Origin of the sequence: Janthinobacterium sp. PAMC25594 (assembly GCF_019443505.1) — a bacterium.
Lineage (GTDB): Bacteria > Pseudomonadota > Gammaproteobacteria > Burkholderiales > Burkholderiaceae_D > Janthinobacterium.
In genome coordinates, this window is the sequence record NZ_CP080377.1 from 5,576,497 (window position 1) to 5,593,153 (window position 16,657).

At 65.1% G+C, this 16,657-nt stretch carries 14 protein-coding genes; 10 read left to right on the forward strand and 4 right to left on the reverse strand.

The window, feature by feature from the left end; genetic code table 11:
* Positions 1-25 precede the first annotated feature (25 nt).
* Positions 26-673, forward strand: coding sequence for an FABP family protein (locus KY494_RS24975; protein WP_176388999.1), 648 nt, complete (start codon positions 26-28; stop codon positions 671-673).
* Here KY494_RS24975 and KY494_RS24980 read toward each other — a convergent pair.
* Together KY494_RS24980 and KY494_RS24985 are read right to left on the reverse strand one after the other, a co-directional pair.
* Positions 670-3,126, reverse strand: a complete 2,457-nt coding sequence (locus tag KY494_RS24980) for a tetratricopeptide repeat protein (protein WP_219888584.1) — start codon at positions 3,124-3,126, stop codon at positions 670-672. The genes KY494_RS24975 and KY494_RS24980 overlap by 4 nt on opposite strands.
* A gap of 81 nt (positions 3,127-3,207) precedes the next feature.
* Positions 3,208-3,987, reverse strand: coding sequence for a helix-turn-helix transcriptional regulator (locus KY494_RS24985; RefSeq protein ID WP_219888585.1), 780 nt, complete (start codon positions 3,985-3,987; stop codon positions 3,208-3,210).
* 101 nt (positions 3,988-4,088) lie between these two features.
* Between KY494_RS24985 and KY494_RS24990 the strand changes: the two genes are divergently transcribed.
* Both KY494_RS24990 and KY494_RS24995 read left to right on the forward strand, forming a co-directional pair.
* On the forward strand, positions 4,089-4,979 hold the full coding sequence (locus KY494_RS24990) for a DMT family transporter (RefSeq protein ID WP_219888586.1): 891 nt from the start codon (positions 4,089-4,091) through the stop codon (positions 4,977-4,979).
* A 37-nt stretch (positions 4,980-5,016) separates the two neighbouring features.
* Positions 5,017-5,613: an O-methyltransferase gene (locus tag KY494_RS24995; RefSeq protein ID WP_219888587.1), complete on the forward strand. Its 597-nt coding sequence runs from the start codon at positions 5,017-5,019 to the stop codon at positions 5,611-5,613.
* Here the strand turns inward: KY494_RS24995 and KY494_RS25000 are convergent, their stop codons facing one another.
* Both KY494_RS25000 and KY494_RS25005 read right to left on the reverse strand, forming a co-directional pair.
* On the reverse strand, positions 5,614-6,123 hold the full coding sequence (locus KY494_RS25000) for a GAF domain-containing protein (protein WP_308836443.1): 510 nt from the start codon (positions 6,121-6,123) through the stop codon (positions 5,614-5,616).
* 67 nt (positions 6,124-6,190) lie between these two features.
* Entirely contained in the window at positions 6,191-7,081 is an 891-nt protein-coding gene (locus KY494_RS25005) for a LysR family transcriptional regulator (protein WP_258194440.1), read from the reverse strand.
* Between the two features lie 83 nt (positions 7,082-7,164).
* Between KY494_RS25005 and KY494_RS25010 the strand changes: the two genes are divergently transcribed.
* From KY494_RS25010 to KY494_RS25040, 7 genes are all read left to right on the forward strand, one after another.
* Positions 7,165-8,157 carry an aldo/keto reductase gene (locus KY494_RS25010; protein WP_219888588.1) on the forward strand — a complete coding sequence of 331 codons (993 nt, stop codon included), beginning with the start codon at positions 7,165-7,167 and terminating at the stop codon, positions 8,155-8,157.
* 129 nt (positions 8,158-8,286) lie between these two features.
* Positions 8,287-9,132: a protein-glutamate O-methyltransferase CheR gene (locus tag KY494_RS25015; protein WP_219133848.1), complete on the forward strand. Its 846-nt coding sequence runs from the start codon at positions 8,287-8,289 to the stop codon at positions 9,130-9,132.
* A 1-nt stretch (position 9,133) separates the two neighbouring features.
* Positions 9,134-9,742 (forward strand): chemotaxis protein CheB, encoded by a 609-nt coding sequence (locus tag KY494_RS25020; protein WP_219888589.1) that lies wholly within the window; start codon positions 9,134-9,136, stop codon positions 9,740-9,742.
* A gap of 106 nt (positions 9,743-9,848) precedes the next feature.
* Positions 9,849-10,973, forward strand: coding sequence for a hybrid sensor histidine kinase/response regulator (locus KY494_RS25025; RefSeq protein ID WP_219888590.1), 1,125 nt, complete (start codon positions 9,849-9,851; stop codon positions 10,971-10,973).
* Positions 10,970-14,356: a PAS domain S-box protein gene (locus KY494_RS25030; protein ID WP_219888591.1), complete on the forward strand. Its 3,387-nt coding sequence runs from the start codon at positions 10,970-10,972 to the stop codon at positions 14,354-14,356. The genes KY494_RS25025 and KY494_RS25030 overlap by 4 nt, the downstream gene beginning before the upstream one ends.
* Before the next feature lie 47 nt (positions 14,357-14,403).
* On the forward strand, positions 14,404-14,802 hold the full coding sequence (locus tag KY494_RS25035; protein ID WP_099762835.1) for an MAPEG family protein: 399 nt from the start codon (positions 14,404-14,406) through the stop codon (positions 14,800-14,802).
* A gap of 106 nt (positions 14,803-14,908) precedes the next feature.
* Positions 14,909-16,588: an ATP-dependent DNA helicase RecQ gene (locus tag KY494_RS25040; RefSeq protein ID WP_219888592.1), complete on the forward strand. Its 1,680-nt coding sequence runs from the start codon at positions 14,909-14,911 to the stop codon at positions 16,586-16,588.
* The last annotated feature ends 69 nt before the right edge of the window (positions 16,589-16,657 follow it).

Genomic DNA, 16,657 nt, shown 5'->3' on the forward strand with positions numbered 1-16,657 from the left:
GTTGCCCCATTTTGAAGACTTCCGCATGAGCGATTTTCCCGAAGATATCTACACCGAGCCGTCCGCCGACGTGCATACCCTGAACAACCTGGGCCCCCTGACCGGCATGGCCGGCATCTGGACGGGCACGCGCGGCCTGGACGTCAAGCCGAAAGCGGACGGTCCGCGCAAGCAGGCCTTCGTCGAGCGCATCGAACTGCAGCCGATCGACCCCGTCACCAACGGCCCGCAACTGTTCTACGGCTTGCGCTACTACATCCACATCACCAAGCCGGACCAGGTCAAAACGTATCATGAGCAGGTCGGTTACTGGCTGTGGGAGCCGGCCACGGGCGCCGTGATCCAGACCCTGGCCATCCCGCGCGGCCAGATCGCCATGGCGTCCGGCACGACGACGGCGGACGCCAGCAGTTTCGAACTGGTGGCCAAGCGCGATTCGACGGCGTACGGCATCTGCTCGAACCCTTTCCTCGAACACGCGTTCACCACCGTCGAATACCGCATCAAGGTCGATATCCACGCCGACGGCACCTGGGGCTACGACGAAGACACGGTCATGCTGATTCGCGGCAAGGACGAACCGTTTCACCACACGGACCGCAACCTGCTGACGAAAATCGCCGAGCCGACGCCGAACCCGATGGCCTTGCAGGCGCTGGCGGCAGCCGCTTAAGGCTGTCCCTGCGCGACCGCCTTAATCGCGCGTTCTTCTCCCATGGCGGCGGCGATCTTCCAGCGCTGCATGGCGCTGGCGCGGTCCGGGCGTTTTAATCCAGCGCCTTCCCAGTCCATCAGGCCCAGGTTGTAGATATCGCCCGCGCTGCCCTTGTCGGGGGCCAGGGTGAACCATTTGCGCGCTTCCTTGTGGTTGACGGGGATCTGGTAGCCGCGCACGTGGTACAGGCCCAGCAAGTGCATGGCTTGCGCATTGCCCTTGTTCGCGGCTTGTTTCAGCAGGTCGAGCCCGCGCGCCATGTTGCGCGGCTCCTGCCAGCCTTCGGCCAGCATCACACCCTTCGCCGTCAAGGCATAGCTGTCGTTTTTCAGCAGGCCCTTGCCGACCAGGGGCTTGGCGGCGACCTGGCGCGCTTGCCGCTGCTGCGCCGTTGGCGCGACGGCGGGGCCGGGCCGGCCTTCGCCCATCAGCAGCATCCAGCCATATAAGCCATACGCGCCGGCGTCGCCCTTGCCGACCAGGCTTTCCAGCATGGTCAGCGCCTGCGCCTTGTCGCCATTTTCATACAGCTTGACGGCCTTGGCGGCACTCGCGTCCTGCGGCACGGCGGCTGGCGCGTGGGGGGCGACGGGCGCCGAGGCGATGGCCACCTGTTGCGGCGGAGCAGCCGGGCGCACGCGCACGGGCAAGCCATAGCTGGCGGCCAGCACGGCCAGGCTGGCGGGCGCGAGGACCAGCACTTGCGCCAGCTGGTTGCGGCGCCCCTTGCCGGCGATGCCCATGGCGCGTGCGGCCTGCTGCGCGCCGCCCAGCGCTTCGCTGAGCACGGTTTTCACCTTGCGGTTGAACAGCCAGTAGCCGGCGCCCGTGACGAGCAGGCCGGCGACGACGGCGGCGCCGCGTCCCGCAAAGAACCAGGTGGCGATGGCGGCGGCCAGCGCGGCCAGCGCGCTTTTCCACCAGAATTGCTTGGCCAGCCGCGTGTAGACCTGGCGCAGGGCACCGAGCACGCAGGTGCGCACGTTCTGCGCATACTCGGCGGAGACGACGTCGACGTGCGCGTGGTCGGCGTCGCCGCTGAGGACAGACTCGATCACGTCCGCATTCAGCTCGGACGCGGCCACGTCGCGCAGCGGCGTCAATAGCCCTTGCACGTGGGCCGAGAACAGGCCGTCGTCGGCGCTGCCGGCCAGCGCATCGCTGAGCGCCTTGAGGTCGCCGCGCAGCAGCTTTTCCACGATGTCGTCCAGCGTCAGCCAGCGCAAGTCCGTGCCATACGCGACCAGGTGGTGTTTTTCGGCGTTGCACGATGCGTCCAGGCGCACGATGCGCAGTTTGCCGCCGTACAGGGCGTCGACTTCCTGCGGCTGGTCCTCATTGTAAATGCTCACTTTCACCAGGGCCAGGCTGCTGGCAATGGCCGCCAGTGAGTGCACGCTCTCCTTGTCGCGGATGCGGCGCGCGTCGTCGGGCGCCTGCTTGGGCAGGCTGACGCTGTAGCCGGGTGCCACGTGCACGTCGACCCAGGCCGCCTTGCCCACCTTGCCGGAACCGTCGCAGGGGTTGCAGCGCAAGTCGCCCACGCCGCTGCAGGTGCGGCAGGTGACACTGCCGCTGGCGCGGCAGGTGCCGCAATTGATGTTGCCGGAACCGTGGCAGCTGTTGCACGTGACCTTGCCGTAGCTGCAATGGTAGCAATTGCGATGCTCGGTGCGGTATTGCGTGCGCGTTTCGCTGTGGTAGCTGGTATGCGAGCTGCCGTTGCTGTAGGTGGTCGTGGGCACCTGCACCGTGACGTAATCGGTGACTTGCTCGGACACGGTGCCGCTGCCGCTGCAATACGAGCACGATACCTTGCCGCTGCCGTAGCAGCCGTAGGCGTCACAGCTGACGGTGCGCCCGCCGTGGCAGTTCCAGCAGGTTTCCGTGGTCAGGCCGTGGCAGGTGTGGCAGCTGATGCGGCCTTTTCCATGACAGTTGTTGCAGGTGTCGAGGTGCCAGTACTTGACGGCGTGCGGCAGGTAGATGCCCGCCTCGACCCCATTGTAGGCCTGGCCCGCCTGGCGCAAGGCAGCGTCGAGCTTGCCCGCCGCGCGGCGCAGCCGTTCCTTCTCCTGCGCGTGAGCGAGCGCTCCCACCTCGTGCGAGCCACAGCGGCAGTCATTGCCCGATGGCGTGAAGTAGCCATTGATGACGCGCTGTTCGAAGCGCGCTTCGAGCGCGTAATTGGCTTGCAGGGAAAAATCCTGCAGCACGTCTTCCTCGCCCAGCGGCGTGATGTCCTGCGGCTCGAAACGCGTCTTGTCCTGCACCAGCGTGCGCAGCTTGCCCAGCACGGTGGGGATGTCTTCCTTGTCCAGGCGGATGGGCGCCGTCACGGTCGTCTCTGTCACCTGTGGCGCATCCTCGCTGCCTGGGGTTTCATGGGCCGTCTCGGTGCTGGGGTTCATGCGCATCCTTTTGCTCTCTAGAAAGATGTTTGAATTTTAGCATCCTCATATGACAAAGCATGACAAAGCGGATCCGCTTTGTCAGCGCAGGCCGCGGCGGAACTGGTCCGGCGTGCCGCCGCTCTGGCGGCGAAACATGGCGATGAAAGCGGAAGCCGTGCTGTAGCCCAGTTCCAGCGCGATGGCCTGCACGGTGTCGCCTTGTTCCAGCAGGGGTAATGCCGCCAGGAAGCGCTGGCGCTGGCGCCATTCGCCGAACGGCATGCCCAGTTCGCGCTGGCAGCGGCGCGCCAGCGTGCGTTCGGTCACGTGCAATTGCGCGGCCCACTCGGCCAGTGAGCGGTTACTCCCCGGCTCCGCCTGCAGGGCGGTCAGCAGCGCCGCGATGACGGGCTCGTCGCTGCCGGGCAGGTAGTTGCGGCTGCACGGCGCCAGCTGCAACTGGTCGACCAGCACCTGCGCCAGGCGCTGGTCGGCCTCGGTGGCGGGCGTGGTGACGCCCCTTTCGGCGAAGTCGCCGAGTATGGCTTTGAGCAAGGGACTCAGCACCAGCGCGCACGGCTGGGCCGGCAGCTGCGCGCACAGGCCGGCATCGATGTAGGCCGAGTGAAACACGACATCCTGGCGGATATAGCCGTCATGCAAGGTCTCCGGCGGTATCCACACGGCATACTGGGGCGGCGACAGGTAGCGCTGGCCTGCCACCATGATTTCCATGACGCCCGTGGAGCAATACGTGAGCTGGCCCCAAGGATGGCTCTGGTAATCGAATTGCTGGTGCGCGTGGTAATCGTCGAGGCGAAAGTACACGGGATAGGGCAGGGCGTCGGAAATGGCGGGGAAATGCTGGTTGCTGGCCATGGGGTCTTTGTCCTGTTCTTCGCATCGATTGTCCGGTATTCATTATATCCATGGAATCGGACCATGCGAAAATGGCGGTATTCAAATTTGGAGTCCGCCGCATGCAAGCCAAGCACTATCTGTTTCCCGTGATCGCCGTGCTGATCTGGGCCATCAATACCATCGTCAGCAAGATGGCCGTCGGCGTGATCGACCCGGCCGCCATCTCGTTCTACCGCTGGCTGCTGGCCGGCGTGCTGCTGGCGCTCGTGTTTGCCCGCCCCGTGTGGAAGCAGCGGGCCGTCGTGAAGCCGTATCTGGGGAAACTGTTTGTGCTGGGCATGCTGGGCATGGTCATGTACCAGTGCCTCGCCTACATCGCCGCGCAAACGACGACGGCCACCAACATGGGCATTCTGGCGTCGATGATGCCGCTGCTGGCCGTGGGCCTGTCCGTACTGGTGTTGAAAGAGGCTCCCACCGTGGGCGGCGTGTTTGGCGGCATCGTGTCCTTGCTGGGACTCGGCTACCTGCTCAGCCATGGCGACCCGGCCGCGCTGCTCGCCCATGGCGCTGCCGTGGGCGACGCGCTGATGCTGCTGGCTTGCCTGTCGTATGCGGCTTACGGCGTGCTGCTCAAGCGCTGGAAGATTCCCATGAATAACTGGCATTCCTTGCTGATCCAGGTCTGGTGCGCCGTGCCCGTGCTGTTCGTGTATTACCTGAGCCAGTCCGCGCCGCCCGTCACCAGCGCCGGCTTGCCGCTGGTGCTGTTTGCCGGCATTCCCGCCTCCATCATCGCGCCGTTTTTGTGGATGCATGGCCTGGCCAAGCTGGGCCCCAGCCGCGCGACGACCTTGATGAATTTGCTGCCCGTGTTCACGGTGATCATTGCCATGCTGTTCCTCGGGGAAACCTTGCACAGCTACGATGTGATCGGTGGCGGCGTGACCCTGCTGGGCGTGCTGATGGTGCAAACCCTGAAACGTCCATTGAGGCGCGCACAAGCGTAGTATTTTTGCTATGCTGGTATTTTGCAAAGGAGCCATCATGGCAAGCGCCGATACCATCGATACCCTGCTGGACGAACTGGAAGCGTTCGGTCTGGTCAATGATGCTGAACATGCCGAGCGCGCCAGCCGCATGCTCAACATTACGCGCGACACGGGCGAATTGCTGGCCGTGCTCGTGCATGCGCGCGGTGCGCGCCGGGTGCTGGAAATCGGCACCTCGAACGGCTACTCCACCCTGTGGCTGGCGCGCGCGGCGCGCTCGCTGGGCGGCAACGTGGTCACGGTGGAAAAGGAGCAGGACAAGTTCGACATGGCGCACGCCAACTTTGCGCGCGCGCAATTGCAAGGCGTGATCGGCCAGCTGCTGGCGGACGCGGGCGACGTGCTGCGCGATGCGGCGGACGGCGCCTACGATTTCATCTTCCTCGATTCCGCGCGCCAGCAATACGAACAATGGTGGCCGCAGCTGGACCGCGCGCTGGCGGCCGGCGGCGTGCTGGTGGTCGACAACGCCAGTTCGCACTACGCGGACATGGCGCAGTTCCTCGATGCCATCCGCGCCGACAGCCGCTATACGGCCTGCCTGGCCACTGTCGGCAAGGGCGAATTTATCGCCGTCAAGGCGGGCAACTAGTTATTCAGCAACAATCGCCGCTTCCAGCACGCGCACCAGCGATTCGACGCCTTGCGCGTCGACCTCGTCAAAACGGCCGACCAGTGGACTGTCGAGGTCGAACACGCCGATGATCTGGCCGTGCGCAAAGACGGGCACCACCAGTTCCGAACGCGAATTGACGTCGCAGGCGATGTGGCCGGGAAACGCATGCACGTCCTGCACGACGATGGACTTGCCTTCGACCACGGTGGTGCCGCACACGCCGCGGCCTTTCTTGATGCGGATGCAGGCCGGCTTGCCCTGGAACGGTCCCAGCACCAGTTCCTCGCCTTTCAGGAAATAAAAACCGGCCCAGTTGAGGCCCGGCATGGTATTGAACACCAGCGAACTGAAGTTGGCCGTATTGGCGATGAAGTCGGTTTCGCCCGACAGCAAGCCTTGCAGCTGCGAGCGCAGGTCCGCATACATGGCTTGCTTGGCGGCGGGAGTATCGGTGCCGTAGGCGGCGTCGCTGAGGATAAACGTCATGGTCGTGGTGGCGCGCAAAATGGGGAAGGCGTTATGGTAGCGCGTCTGGACTGTCCGCGTGCGGCGTTCACTTGTGCAGATGTTCCAGCGCCAGCTGGCGCAGCAGGGGCAGGGCCGCATGGCCGTGCTCTTGCTGCCAGGCCAGGCCGATGCCGGCCGCCAATTCCTCGCCCTCCAGCAATGGCCGATAAACCACGCCAGCGAGACGCAGTGCGCGGAACGAGTCGGCCAGCAGGGCCATGCCCTTGCCGGCCGCCACGTCGCCGAGCAGCACATGGTGCTCCACCGCCTCGCGCAGGAAGGCGGGCGCGAAGCCGTGGCGGCGAAATACCTGCTGGCAATGGTCGAAGAAGACGGGCTGGCGCGCCCGCTCGAACCAGTAAATCGGTTCTGCCGCGATGTCGTCCAGGCTGAGCTTGCGCTTCTTCGCCAGCCGGTGGCCGGCGGGCAGCGCCAGCATCATGGGCTGGCGCGCCAGTGGCTGCACGGCCAGCTCGAAGGTGGCGCTGGGCAGCGCCAGCAGGGCCGCGTCGAGCTGGCCCTTGCGCACGCTAGCCACCAGGCGCGGCGATGGCGCCGCCGTCAATTCCAGCCGAATATTGCCCAGCTGCCCCTCCAGCGCCGCCAGCAGCGGGCGGAACAGGCCTGCCGCCACGGAGCTGGTCAGGCCCAGGCGCAGGCGCGCCGGGGCGGCATCGCGCTGCAGCGATGTTTGCGCCAACTCCAGCAAATCGAGGAGGTGCAGCGCCTGCGGCAACAGGGTGCGGCCCGCCTGCGTCAGGGCCACGCCCTGCGTGTCGCGCTCGAACAATCGCGCGCCCAGTTTTTCTTCCAGCGTCTTGATGGCGCGCGACAGGGGCGGCTGGGTCATGTGCAATTGTTCCGCCGCCTGGCGGAAATTCAGGCAGCGGGCGACGGCGCAAAACAGGGTCAGGGCGTGGGTGTCGAGGGCTCTCATACCAGAAAGGTATCACGAAATTGCGCATTCCCTCGCCGACCGGCGCAGCCTAGACTGGCCGTATTGACGTGAGGGAGATGAACATGCAACTGCAACAACGACGCATCGGCCATAGCGGCTTGAGCAGCTCGGCACTGGGCCTGGGCTGCATGGGCATGTCGGAATTCTATGGCGCCACGGACGAGGCGCAATCGATGGCCACGCTGGAAGCGGCCCTGGCGGCGGGCGTGACCCTGTTCGACACGGCCGACGCCTACGGCTTCGGCCACAACGAGCAATTGCTGGGCCGTTTCCTGGCCCGCCATCGCGGCCAGGCGCTGGTCGCCACCAAGTGCGGCCTGGCGCGCGAGGCGGGCAGCTATGCGCGCCGCGTCGACAATGCACCCGCCTATATCCGCCAGGCGTGCGAGGCGTCGCTAACGCGCCTGGGCGTGGACGCCATCGACCTGTTCTACCTGCACCGCCTGAACCTCGATACCCCTTTGGCCGACTCGATGGGGACGCTGGCGCAATTGCGGCAAGAAGGAAAAATTCGCGCCGTGGGCCTGTGCGAAGTGAGCGCCGCCACCTTGCGGCGCGCGGCGGCGCTCTGCCCCGTGGCCGCCGTGCAGAGCGAATACTCGCTGTGGACGCGCGAGCCGGAGCAGGGCGTGCTGGCCGCCTGCCGCGAAGTGGGCGCCAGTTTCTTTGCCTACAGCCCGCTGGGCCGCGGTTTCCTGACGGGTGCCATCGCCGATGCCGCCAGTCTCGACGCGGGGGATTTCCGCCAGTTCAATCCCCGCTTCGCCGCCGGCAACCTGGCGCGCAACCAGGCCATCGTCGCGCAGGTCCGTGACCTGGCACGCGCAAAGGGCTGCACGCCGGCCCAGCTGGCGCTGGCCTGGCTGCTGGCGCAAGGCGACGACATCATCCCCATTCCCGGCACCAAGCGCATCGCGTATTTGCACGACAACCTCGGCGCGCTGGCCGTGCGCCTGGACGGGGCGGAACTGGCGGCGATGAACGCCGCCTTTCCCTTGGGCATGGCGGCGGGGGCGCGCTACACGGAGGAAGGCATGAAGGGCGTGGATGCCTGAAAAAAGTGGGCCGAGCGTACGCCAGCGTACCTAACTGACGCTTTTCCTGCGGGATAATCCCCGGTGATCTGCTAGCATTTCGGCTGGCCCCATGCACCCGCGAAGTGGTGCGGGGCCGGGGAATGCTGCATGGATAGAAGGGTGGATGTCAAATTGCTAGATGATGATATTTTCGATATCGAACTGAAGTTATTGCTTGAGGGAATACTGCTGCGGTATCAGCACGATTTCCGCGATTATTCCGTGGCGTCCCTGCGCCGGCGCATGCGCCAGGCCATGGAACGCTTCGGCTGCGCCAGCCTGTCGCAGTTGCAGGATCGCATCTTGCACGAGCCGGCCATGTTCGCGCAGATGCTGCAATTCTTTACGGTGCAGGTGAGCGAGATGTTCCGCGATCCCGCGTATTTCCGCGCCTTGCGCGAAAAAGTCGTGCCCGTCCTGCACACCTATCCCTCGATCAAGATCTGGGTGGCCGGTTGCAGCAGCGGCGAAGAGGTGTGGTCGCTGGCGATCTTGCTGGAAGAGGAAGGCTTGCTCGAACGCAGCATGATTTATGCGACCGACATCAATGTCGAGGCGCTGGCCGCCGCCGAAGCGGGCATCTATTCGGTCGAGCGCATCGCCCAGTTCAGCGAAAACTACCAGCTGGCGGGCGGCAAGCGTTCGCTGTCCGACTATTACACGGCCGCCTACAAGGGCGCCATCTTTGACCGGCGCCTGCGGCGTCAGTTCGTCTTCGCCGACCATAGCCTGGCGACGGACAGCGTGTTTTCGGAGGTGCACATGGTTTCCTGCCGTAACGTCATGATTTACTTCAATAAAGACTTGCAAGACCGCAGCCTGGGCCTGTTCCACGAAGCGCTGGTGAACCGGGGCTTCCTGGGCCTGGGCATGAAGGAAAGCTTGCATTTCAGCCGCCACGCGGCCAGCTTCAACGAGCTGAGCCCGGCTGAACGCATCTTCCAGCGTGCCTGACATGTTGCCGACCTGCGACGTGGCGCCACCGCCCGCCGGCCTGCGCCTGATCGCCATCGGCGCCTCGGCCGGCGGCGTGGAAGCGCTGGGCACCGTGCTGCGCGCCTTGCCCGCCACCTGCTGCGCCACCGTGGTGGTGGTGCTGCACCTGGCGCCGGGCCGCTCCAGCCAGTTGCCGCAGCTGTATGCGGCGCGCTGCCAGCTGCCCTTGCGCGAAGCGCAGGACAAGGAACCGCTGCAAGCGGGCGTCGTGTATTTCGCGCCGCCCGACTACCACCTGCAAATCGAACCCGATGGCTGTTTTTCCCTGTCGCAGGAAGAACCCGTGTATTTTTCGCGCCCGTCCATCGATGTCCTGCTGGAAACGGCAGCCTACGCCTACCGGCGCGCCATGCTGGCCATCATCCTGACGGGCGCTTCGGCCGACGGCGCGGCGGGACTGGCGCGCGTGCGGCAACTGGGCGGCAGTGCCTGGGTGCAAGACCCGCAGCGGGCCAGTTGTGGCATCATGCCGGCGGCCGCGCTCAAGCTGGCCGGCGCCGACCGCGTGCTCGATTTGCCGCAGATGGCTGCCAGCCTGGCCTTGCTCGGTGATGGCGAACACAAGTGAATGGGAGTGGGGCAGTGCGTGTAATATATGTGAGAATTGAAACAATGTTGATGTTCATATCGAAACACGATGGCATCTTGCCGTTGCGATGCCTGAAGATGATTCTGTGACCGCTCCTATCCATATCCTCGTCGTTGACGACATCGCGCAAAACCTGGTCGCCGCCGAAGCCGTGCTGGCACGGCCCGGTATTGTCATCCTGAAAGCAAGTTCAGGCGCAGAAGCGCTGGAATTGCTGTTGACGCATGAAGTGGCACTGGCCCTGATCGACGTGCAAATGCCGCAGATGGACGGTTTTGAACTGGCCGAACTGATACGCGGCAGCGAACGCACGCGCGGCATCCCCTTGATTTTCCTCACGGCCGCGTCGCGCGAACCGAGCTACAGTTTCCGCGGTTACGAGGCGGGCGCCGTCGATTTCCTGTACAAGCCCATCGACGTGAAAGCCTTGCAAAGCAAGGTGGCGGTGCTGGTGCAGCTGTACCAGCAAAAGCGCGAATTGTCGGCCCAGCTCGACGAGCTCAAGCATGCGCTGCACCTCAATGAACTGTTCACGGCCGTGCTGGGCCACGACTTGCGCACGCCCCTTTCGGTGGTGATGAACGGCGCCATGCTGTTGCCGATGATGAGCGACCATCCGAAGGTGATCGTCACGGCGCAGCGCATCGAAAGCAGCGCCAAGCGCATGGCGCGCATGGTCGACCAGCTGCTGGACCTGGCGCGCATCCGTTCCGGCACGATGGAGTTGCGCGGCAGCACGCACGACTACCTGGCGCTGGCGCGCGCCATCGTCGAGGAATTCGAGACGGCGGGCCAGGCCCCGCTGGTCGAAGTCAGCAGTGTCGGCGAGCTGCACGGGCAATGCGATGCGGGCTTGCTGTCGCAAGTCATCTCGAATCTGTTAAGCAATGCCCTCACGCATGGCGAGGCGGGCACGCCGGTGCAACTGGCCCTCGACGGGCGCGCCGCCGACAGCATTGAGTTGCGCATTGCCAATCGTGGCGTGATTCCCGCCGCCTTGCTGCCGACCCTGTTCGAGCCGTTCCAGCAGGCGGGCGAGAAGCGCCGGACGGGGCAGGGCCTGGGACTGGGCCTGTACACGGTGAACATGTTCGTCAAGGCCCACGGCGGCACCGTCGAGATCAGTTCGACGGCCACGCAGGGCACGCTGGCGACGGTGCGCATCCCGCGCCAGTGCCAGGTGCGCGTGCAAGCGGGACTGGCCACATGAGCGCGCCAGCCTGGCCGCTTGGCGGCGGCGGCATGGGCGAACTGGTACGCCAGCATGACTGGTCCGCCACCAGCCTGGGCGCACTCGAAGGCTGGCCCGCCAATTTGCGCACCAGCGTCGACATCATGCTCAATTCGCCGATGGCGATGGTGCTGATGTGGGGCCCGCAGCACGTCATGATTTACAACGACGATTACATCCAGATCGCCGGCGCGCGCCATCCGGCGGCGCTGGGCGGCACGGTGCCCGCCGTCTGGCCCGAAATCTGGGACTGGAACGCACGCATCCTCGCAGCGGGACTGCGCGGCGAGACGCAGGTGCACCGCGAGCGCTGTTTGCCGCTGTTGCGTGATGGAAAACCGACGGATGTGTGCTTCGACCTGTTTTATGCGCCCGTGCATGGCGCCGACGGCCAGGTGGACGGCGTGCTGTGCACGGCGCTGGAATTGACGGCGCGCATGGAAGAGGGGCGCCAGCTGAAGCTGGCCACGGCCGAGCTGGGCCAACTCAACACCACCTTGCAGGCGGAGAGCGAGGCCGTGCGCGCGGCCAACCGCCGCCTGGGCGAGGAACGCGCGCTGCTGCGCGCCCTGTTCCAGCAGGCGCCCAGCTTCATGACCATGCTGCGCGGGCCGCAGCATGTGTTCGAGCTGGCGAATGAGCATTATCTGCGCCTGGTGGGCCGCCCCGAACTGGAGCTGCTGGGGAAAACCGTGGAATCGGCCTTGCCTGAGGTCAAGGCGCAGGGCTTCATCGAACTGCTCGACCAGGTCTACCGCACGGGCGAGCCGTTCGAAGGGCGCCAGGTGACGGTGGATTTGCAGACGGCGGACGGGCAGACGGGCCAGCGCCAGATCGACTTCGTCTACCAGCCCATCAAGGATGACGAGGGCGTGGTCACGGGCATTCTCGTCGAGGGCATCGACGTCACCGAGCGCATGGAAGGCGAGGAGCGCTTGCGCCTGGCCCAGCAGGCGGGCGGCATCGGCACTTTCGAATGGTTTCCCGAGACGGGCGCGATGCTGGTGTCGCCTACCTTCCGCCGCCTGTGGGGCATTGCCGACGAGGTGGAAGTGACGGAGCGCCTGCTGGTGAGCCTGGTCGATGCGCGCGACCAGCAAAAGGTCGGACCCAGCAAGCTTGATCTGGCGCCCAATCCCCTCGAATACGTGGAGTACCGCATCCGCCGCCCTGCCGACGGCGCGCTGCGCTGGATCGCGCGCCAGGGCGAGGTGTTCGCCGGCCGCATGCCGGGCCAGCGCCGCTACGTGGGCGTATCGTTCGACGTGACGGAGCGGCGCCAGATCGAGGATGAACTCAACGCCAGCCAGGAGCGCATGGCCGCCATTTTCGGCCAGGCTTCCGTGGGCTTGTCCGAGCTGGGCCTCGATGGCCGTTTCCAGCGGGTCAACGGCGCCCTGTGCCGCATGCTGGGGCGTTCCGCCGAAGAGCTGCTGAGCCTGAACATGAACGACATCCTGCATCCGGCGGATGTGCCTGGCAACAACGTACTGTTCCAGCGCCTGGTGGAAACGGGTGAGTCTTTCTCGCTGGAAAAACGCTATTTGAAACCCGATGGCTCGCAAGTGTGGGTGTCGAGCAATGTCAGTCGCCTGGTCGATGAGCAGGGTCATACGCGTTCCCTGATCGCCGTCAAGACCGATATCACGGACCGGCGCCGCGTGGAAAAGGCGCTGCATGAATTGAACGAAACGCTGGAGCACCGGGTCGAACAGGAAGTGAGCGAGCGCACCAAGGCCGAAGACGCCTTGCGCCAGGCGCAAAAGATGGAAGCCGTGGGCCAGCTGACGGGTGGCATCGCGCACGACTTTAACAATGTGCTGCAAATCATCTCCGGCAATTTGCATTTGCTGCACCACCTGACGGGCTCGGATGGCCTCATGCGCCAGCGCCTGGACACGGCGATTGCCGCCGTCGAGCGGGGCGCCAAGCTGTCGTCGCACCTGCTGGCGTTTGCGCGGCGCCAACCGTTGAAACCCGTGGTGGCCGACCTGGCCCGCGTGGTGCGCAACATGGATGCGCTGCTGCGGCGTGCCCTGGGTGAAGCGATCGACATCGTGCTGGTGGGCGGCGGCGGGCTGTGGAATACCCTGGTCGACCGCAGCCAGATCGAGAACGTCATCCTGAACCTGGCCATCAACGCGCGCGACGCCATGGATGGCGCGGGCAAGCTGACCATCGAACTGGGCAATGTCGTGCTCGATGAACAGTATGTGCACAAGCTGGTCGACGTGCCGGCCGGACAGTATGTGATGCTGTCGGTGACGGACACGGGCCGCGGCATGAGCGGCCCCGTGCTGCAGCGTGCGTTCGAGCCGTTTTTCACCACCAAGCCGGAAGGCGCGGGCACGGGCCTGGGCCTGTCGATGGCGTATGGTTTCGTCACGCAAAGCCGCGGCCATATCCGCATTTACAGTGAACCTGGCGTGGGCACGGGAGTCAAAATCTATTTGCCCCGTTCCCTGATGGCCGAAGCGGACGAGGAACTGGAATTGAGCGGCGTCGTCACGGGCGGCACGGAAACCGTGCTGGTGGTGGAAGACGACGTGGGCGTGCGCACTACCGTGGTCGACATGCTCGGCGCGCTCGGCTATACGGTGCTGAAAGCCGAAGATGGCGAAAGCGCGCTGGCCGTGCTGCACAGCGGCGCGCAGATCGACTTGCTGTTTACGGACGTGATCATGCCCGGTCCCGTCAGCAGCACGGAGATGGCGCGCCAGGCGCGCGAGTTGCAGCCCGATATCGCCGTCTTGTTTACCTCGGGCTACGCGCAGGATGTGATCGTGCACGAGGGCCGGCTCGACGCGGGCGTGGAATTGCTCAGCAAGCCATACCGGCGCGAAGAGTTGGCGCGCAAGCTGCGCCATGTGCTGGCCAACCGCCAGCAGCAAATGCGCGCGCGCCAGTTTGAACGGTCCGGCGCGCCGGTGGCCGGCTCTCCGGCAAGCGTGCTGGGGAGCGGCACGCCGGGGCTGGACTTGACGGGTCATGCGCCAACACCAGAGGGGGACATGCCGACATCGATGAAGATACTCGTGGTGGAAGACAATCTCGATTCCCAACTGATGGTGTGCGAACTGGTGGGCATGCTGGGCCACACGGTCAGCGGCGTGTCCGATGGCGAGGCGGCGTGGAAATTGCTCAACGAGCAAGACTTCGATATCCTGTTTACCGATGTCAGCCTGCCCGGCATGTCCGGCATCGCGCTGGCGCGCATGGTGCTGCGCGAGAAACCGGATATGCGCATCATCTTTTCCACCGGCTATGGCAAGGAATCGATGGATGAGCTGGGCTTTTCCGCCAGTGTCTTGCGCAAACCCTATGATTTGACGGAATTACAAGCGGCACTCGACCAATCCTGACGGGCACGCGCCGGTACGGCCTGCCCACCCCACCCACAGAGGTAAAGATGACTCCTGAATTGACCATGCTGGGCTGTACTTTGGTGCTGGCGCTGGTGCAAATCCTGCTGCCCGCGCTGTTCCGCACGCGCGAAACGGGCACGGCGTATAACGTCAGCGCGCGCGACGGCGACGGGCCGCCCGTGGGCAAGATCACGGGCCGCTTGCAGCGGGCCCAGGCGAACCTGTTCGAAACCTTGCCCCTGTTCGCCGCCGCCGTGCTGATCGCCCACGTGACGGCGCAGGAAAGCGCGCTGACCCTGTATGGCGCGGCCCTGTACCTGGCCGCCCGCGTGCTGTATTTGCCCCTGTACGCGTTCGGCGTGCCCGTCGTGCGCACGCTGGTCTGGTGCGTGTCGATTGCCGGCTTGCTGATGCTGTTCTGGGCCATCCTGTTCGCTTCCTGAATTCCTACGCTGGCTGTAGCAGCCGTCCTATGGTCGTACGCCAGGCCCGGCCGTAAAGTGGCGGCAAGCTGGCAATCGGCGCCGGCATGTGAGGGACCGGACCACGATGGCGACTACCATTTCTGCAGTGAGCGAACCGGGCAGTGCCCGCCAGCGCAAGATCCAGCGCCTGCTGCGCTCGGTATTCGGCATCGCGCGCCTGCGGGCGGGCCAGCAGGACGTCATCGACAGCGTGCTGGCCGGACGCGACACCCTGGCCATCATGCCCACCGGCAGCGGCAAGTCGCTGTGCTACCAGCTGCCCGCCGCGCTGTTGCCCGGCGCGACTCTAGTCGTGTCGCCGCTGATTTCACTGATGAAAGACCAGCTGGAAAAGCTGCACGCACTGGGCATCACGGCCGTGCAGCTCAATAGCAGCCTGTCGCGCGCCGAGGAAGACGACGCCATCGCCCGCGTCGCCCGGGGCGGCAGGCTCATCATCTTTTGCACGCCGGAACGCCTGGCCAGTCCCGCCTTCCTGTCCCTGCTGGCCAGCGCGCCGCCCAGCCTGGTCGTCATCGATGAAGCCCATTGCATTTCCCAGTGGGGCCACGACTTCCGTCCCGCCTACCTGGACATCGCGGCGGCCCTGCGCGCGCTGGGCCGCCCGCCCGTGCTGGCCTTGACGGCCACGGCCACCGGGGAAGTGGTGGCCGATATTGATACGCAACTCGCAGCGCGCAAGCTCAACGTCATCAATACGGGCACCTACCGCGCCAATTTGCGCTACCGCGTGATCCAGGTCACCAATGCGGGAGAAAAACAGGATGCAGTCCTGCGCCTGCTGCGTGAGACGCCGGGCGTGGGCATCGTGTATGCGGCCACCGTCAAGGCCGTCGAAGACCTGGCGGCGCGGCTGGAGGCATTGGGCGAGAGCGTCACGTGCTACCACGGCAAGCTGGCGGCGCGCGAGCGCAAGCACAACCAGGACTTGTTCATGGGCGGCGAGCGCCGCATCATGGTCGCCACCAACGCGTTTGGCATGGGCATCGACAAGCCCGACACGCGCTTCGTCATCCACTTGCAGGTGCCGGCCAACCTGGAAGCGTATTACCAGGAATCGGGCCGGGCGGGGCGCGACGGCTTGCCCGCCGACTGCACCTTGCTGTATTTCCAGGAAGACAAGCGGGTCCAGCAGTTTTTTCTGGCCAAGCGCTATCCCACGGCCGACGATTTGGCCACCATCGTGGCGGTAGCGCAAGAATTGCCAGCCACGTTTGCTTTCGCTGCGCTGGCATCCAGCCTGCCCGAGTTTTCCGACGGCCACCTGAAGGTATGCCTGAAACTGTTGAAAGACGGCAAGTTGCTGCGCCAGGACCGCAAGCTGGGCTACAGCCTGAAAGCGCCCTCGGCCAGCTCGCCCTCGTATGCGCAACTGGCGCAGATCTACGTCGACAAGCAGGAGCGCGACAAGCAGGCGCTCGAACAAATGGTGGCCTATGCGCAAAGCGGCTTGTGCCGCTGGAAACTGCTGCTCTATTACTTCGGCGATGCCGGCGATTTCGAGCGCTGCTGCGCCTGCGACAATTGCCAGTCGCCGCCCGCGCTGGCCGCGCCCATTTCCCTCGACGAGTTGCCGCCTGCTCCCGCGCCAGCGCCAGCGCCCCAGATCGCCGTCGGCAGCCGCGTGCGCGTGCCACGCTACCAGATCGGCACCGTGCTGTCGGTGGCGGGCGACCAGGTCACGATTGCGTTTCCGGAAAACACCACGCGCACCTTCATGGCCGAGTTTGTCGCACCGGCTTGAATCCATGGTGCGCTGTCGAACAGTGATCGGGCGCAAGAGCGCTAGAATCAGCCCATTCCAACGCGTTTT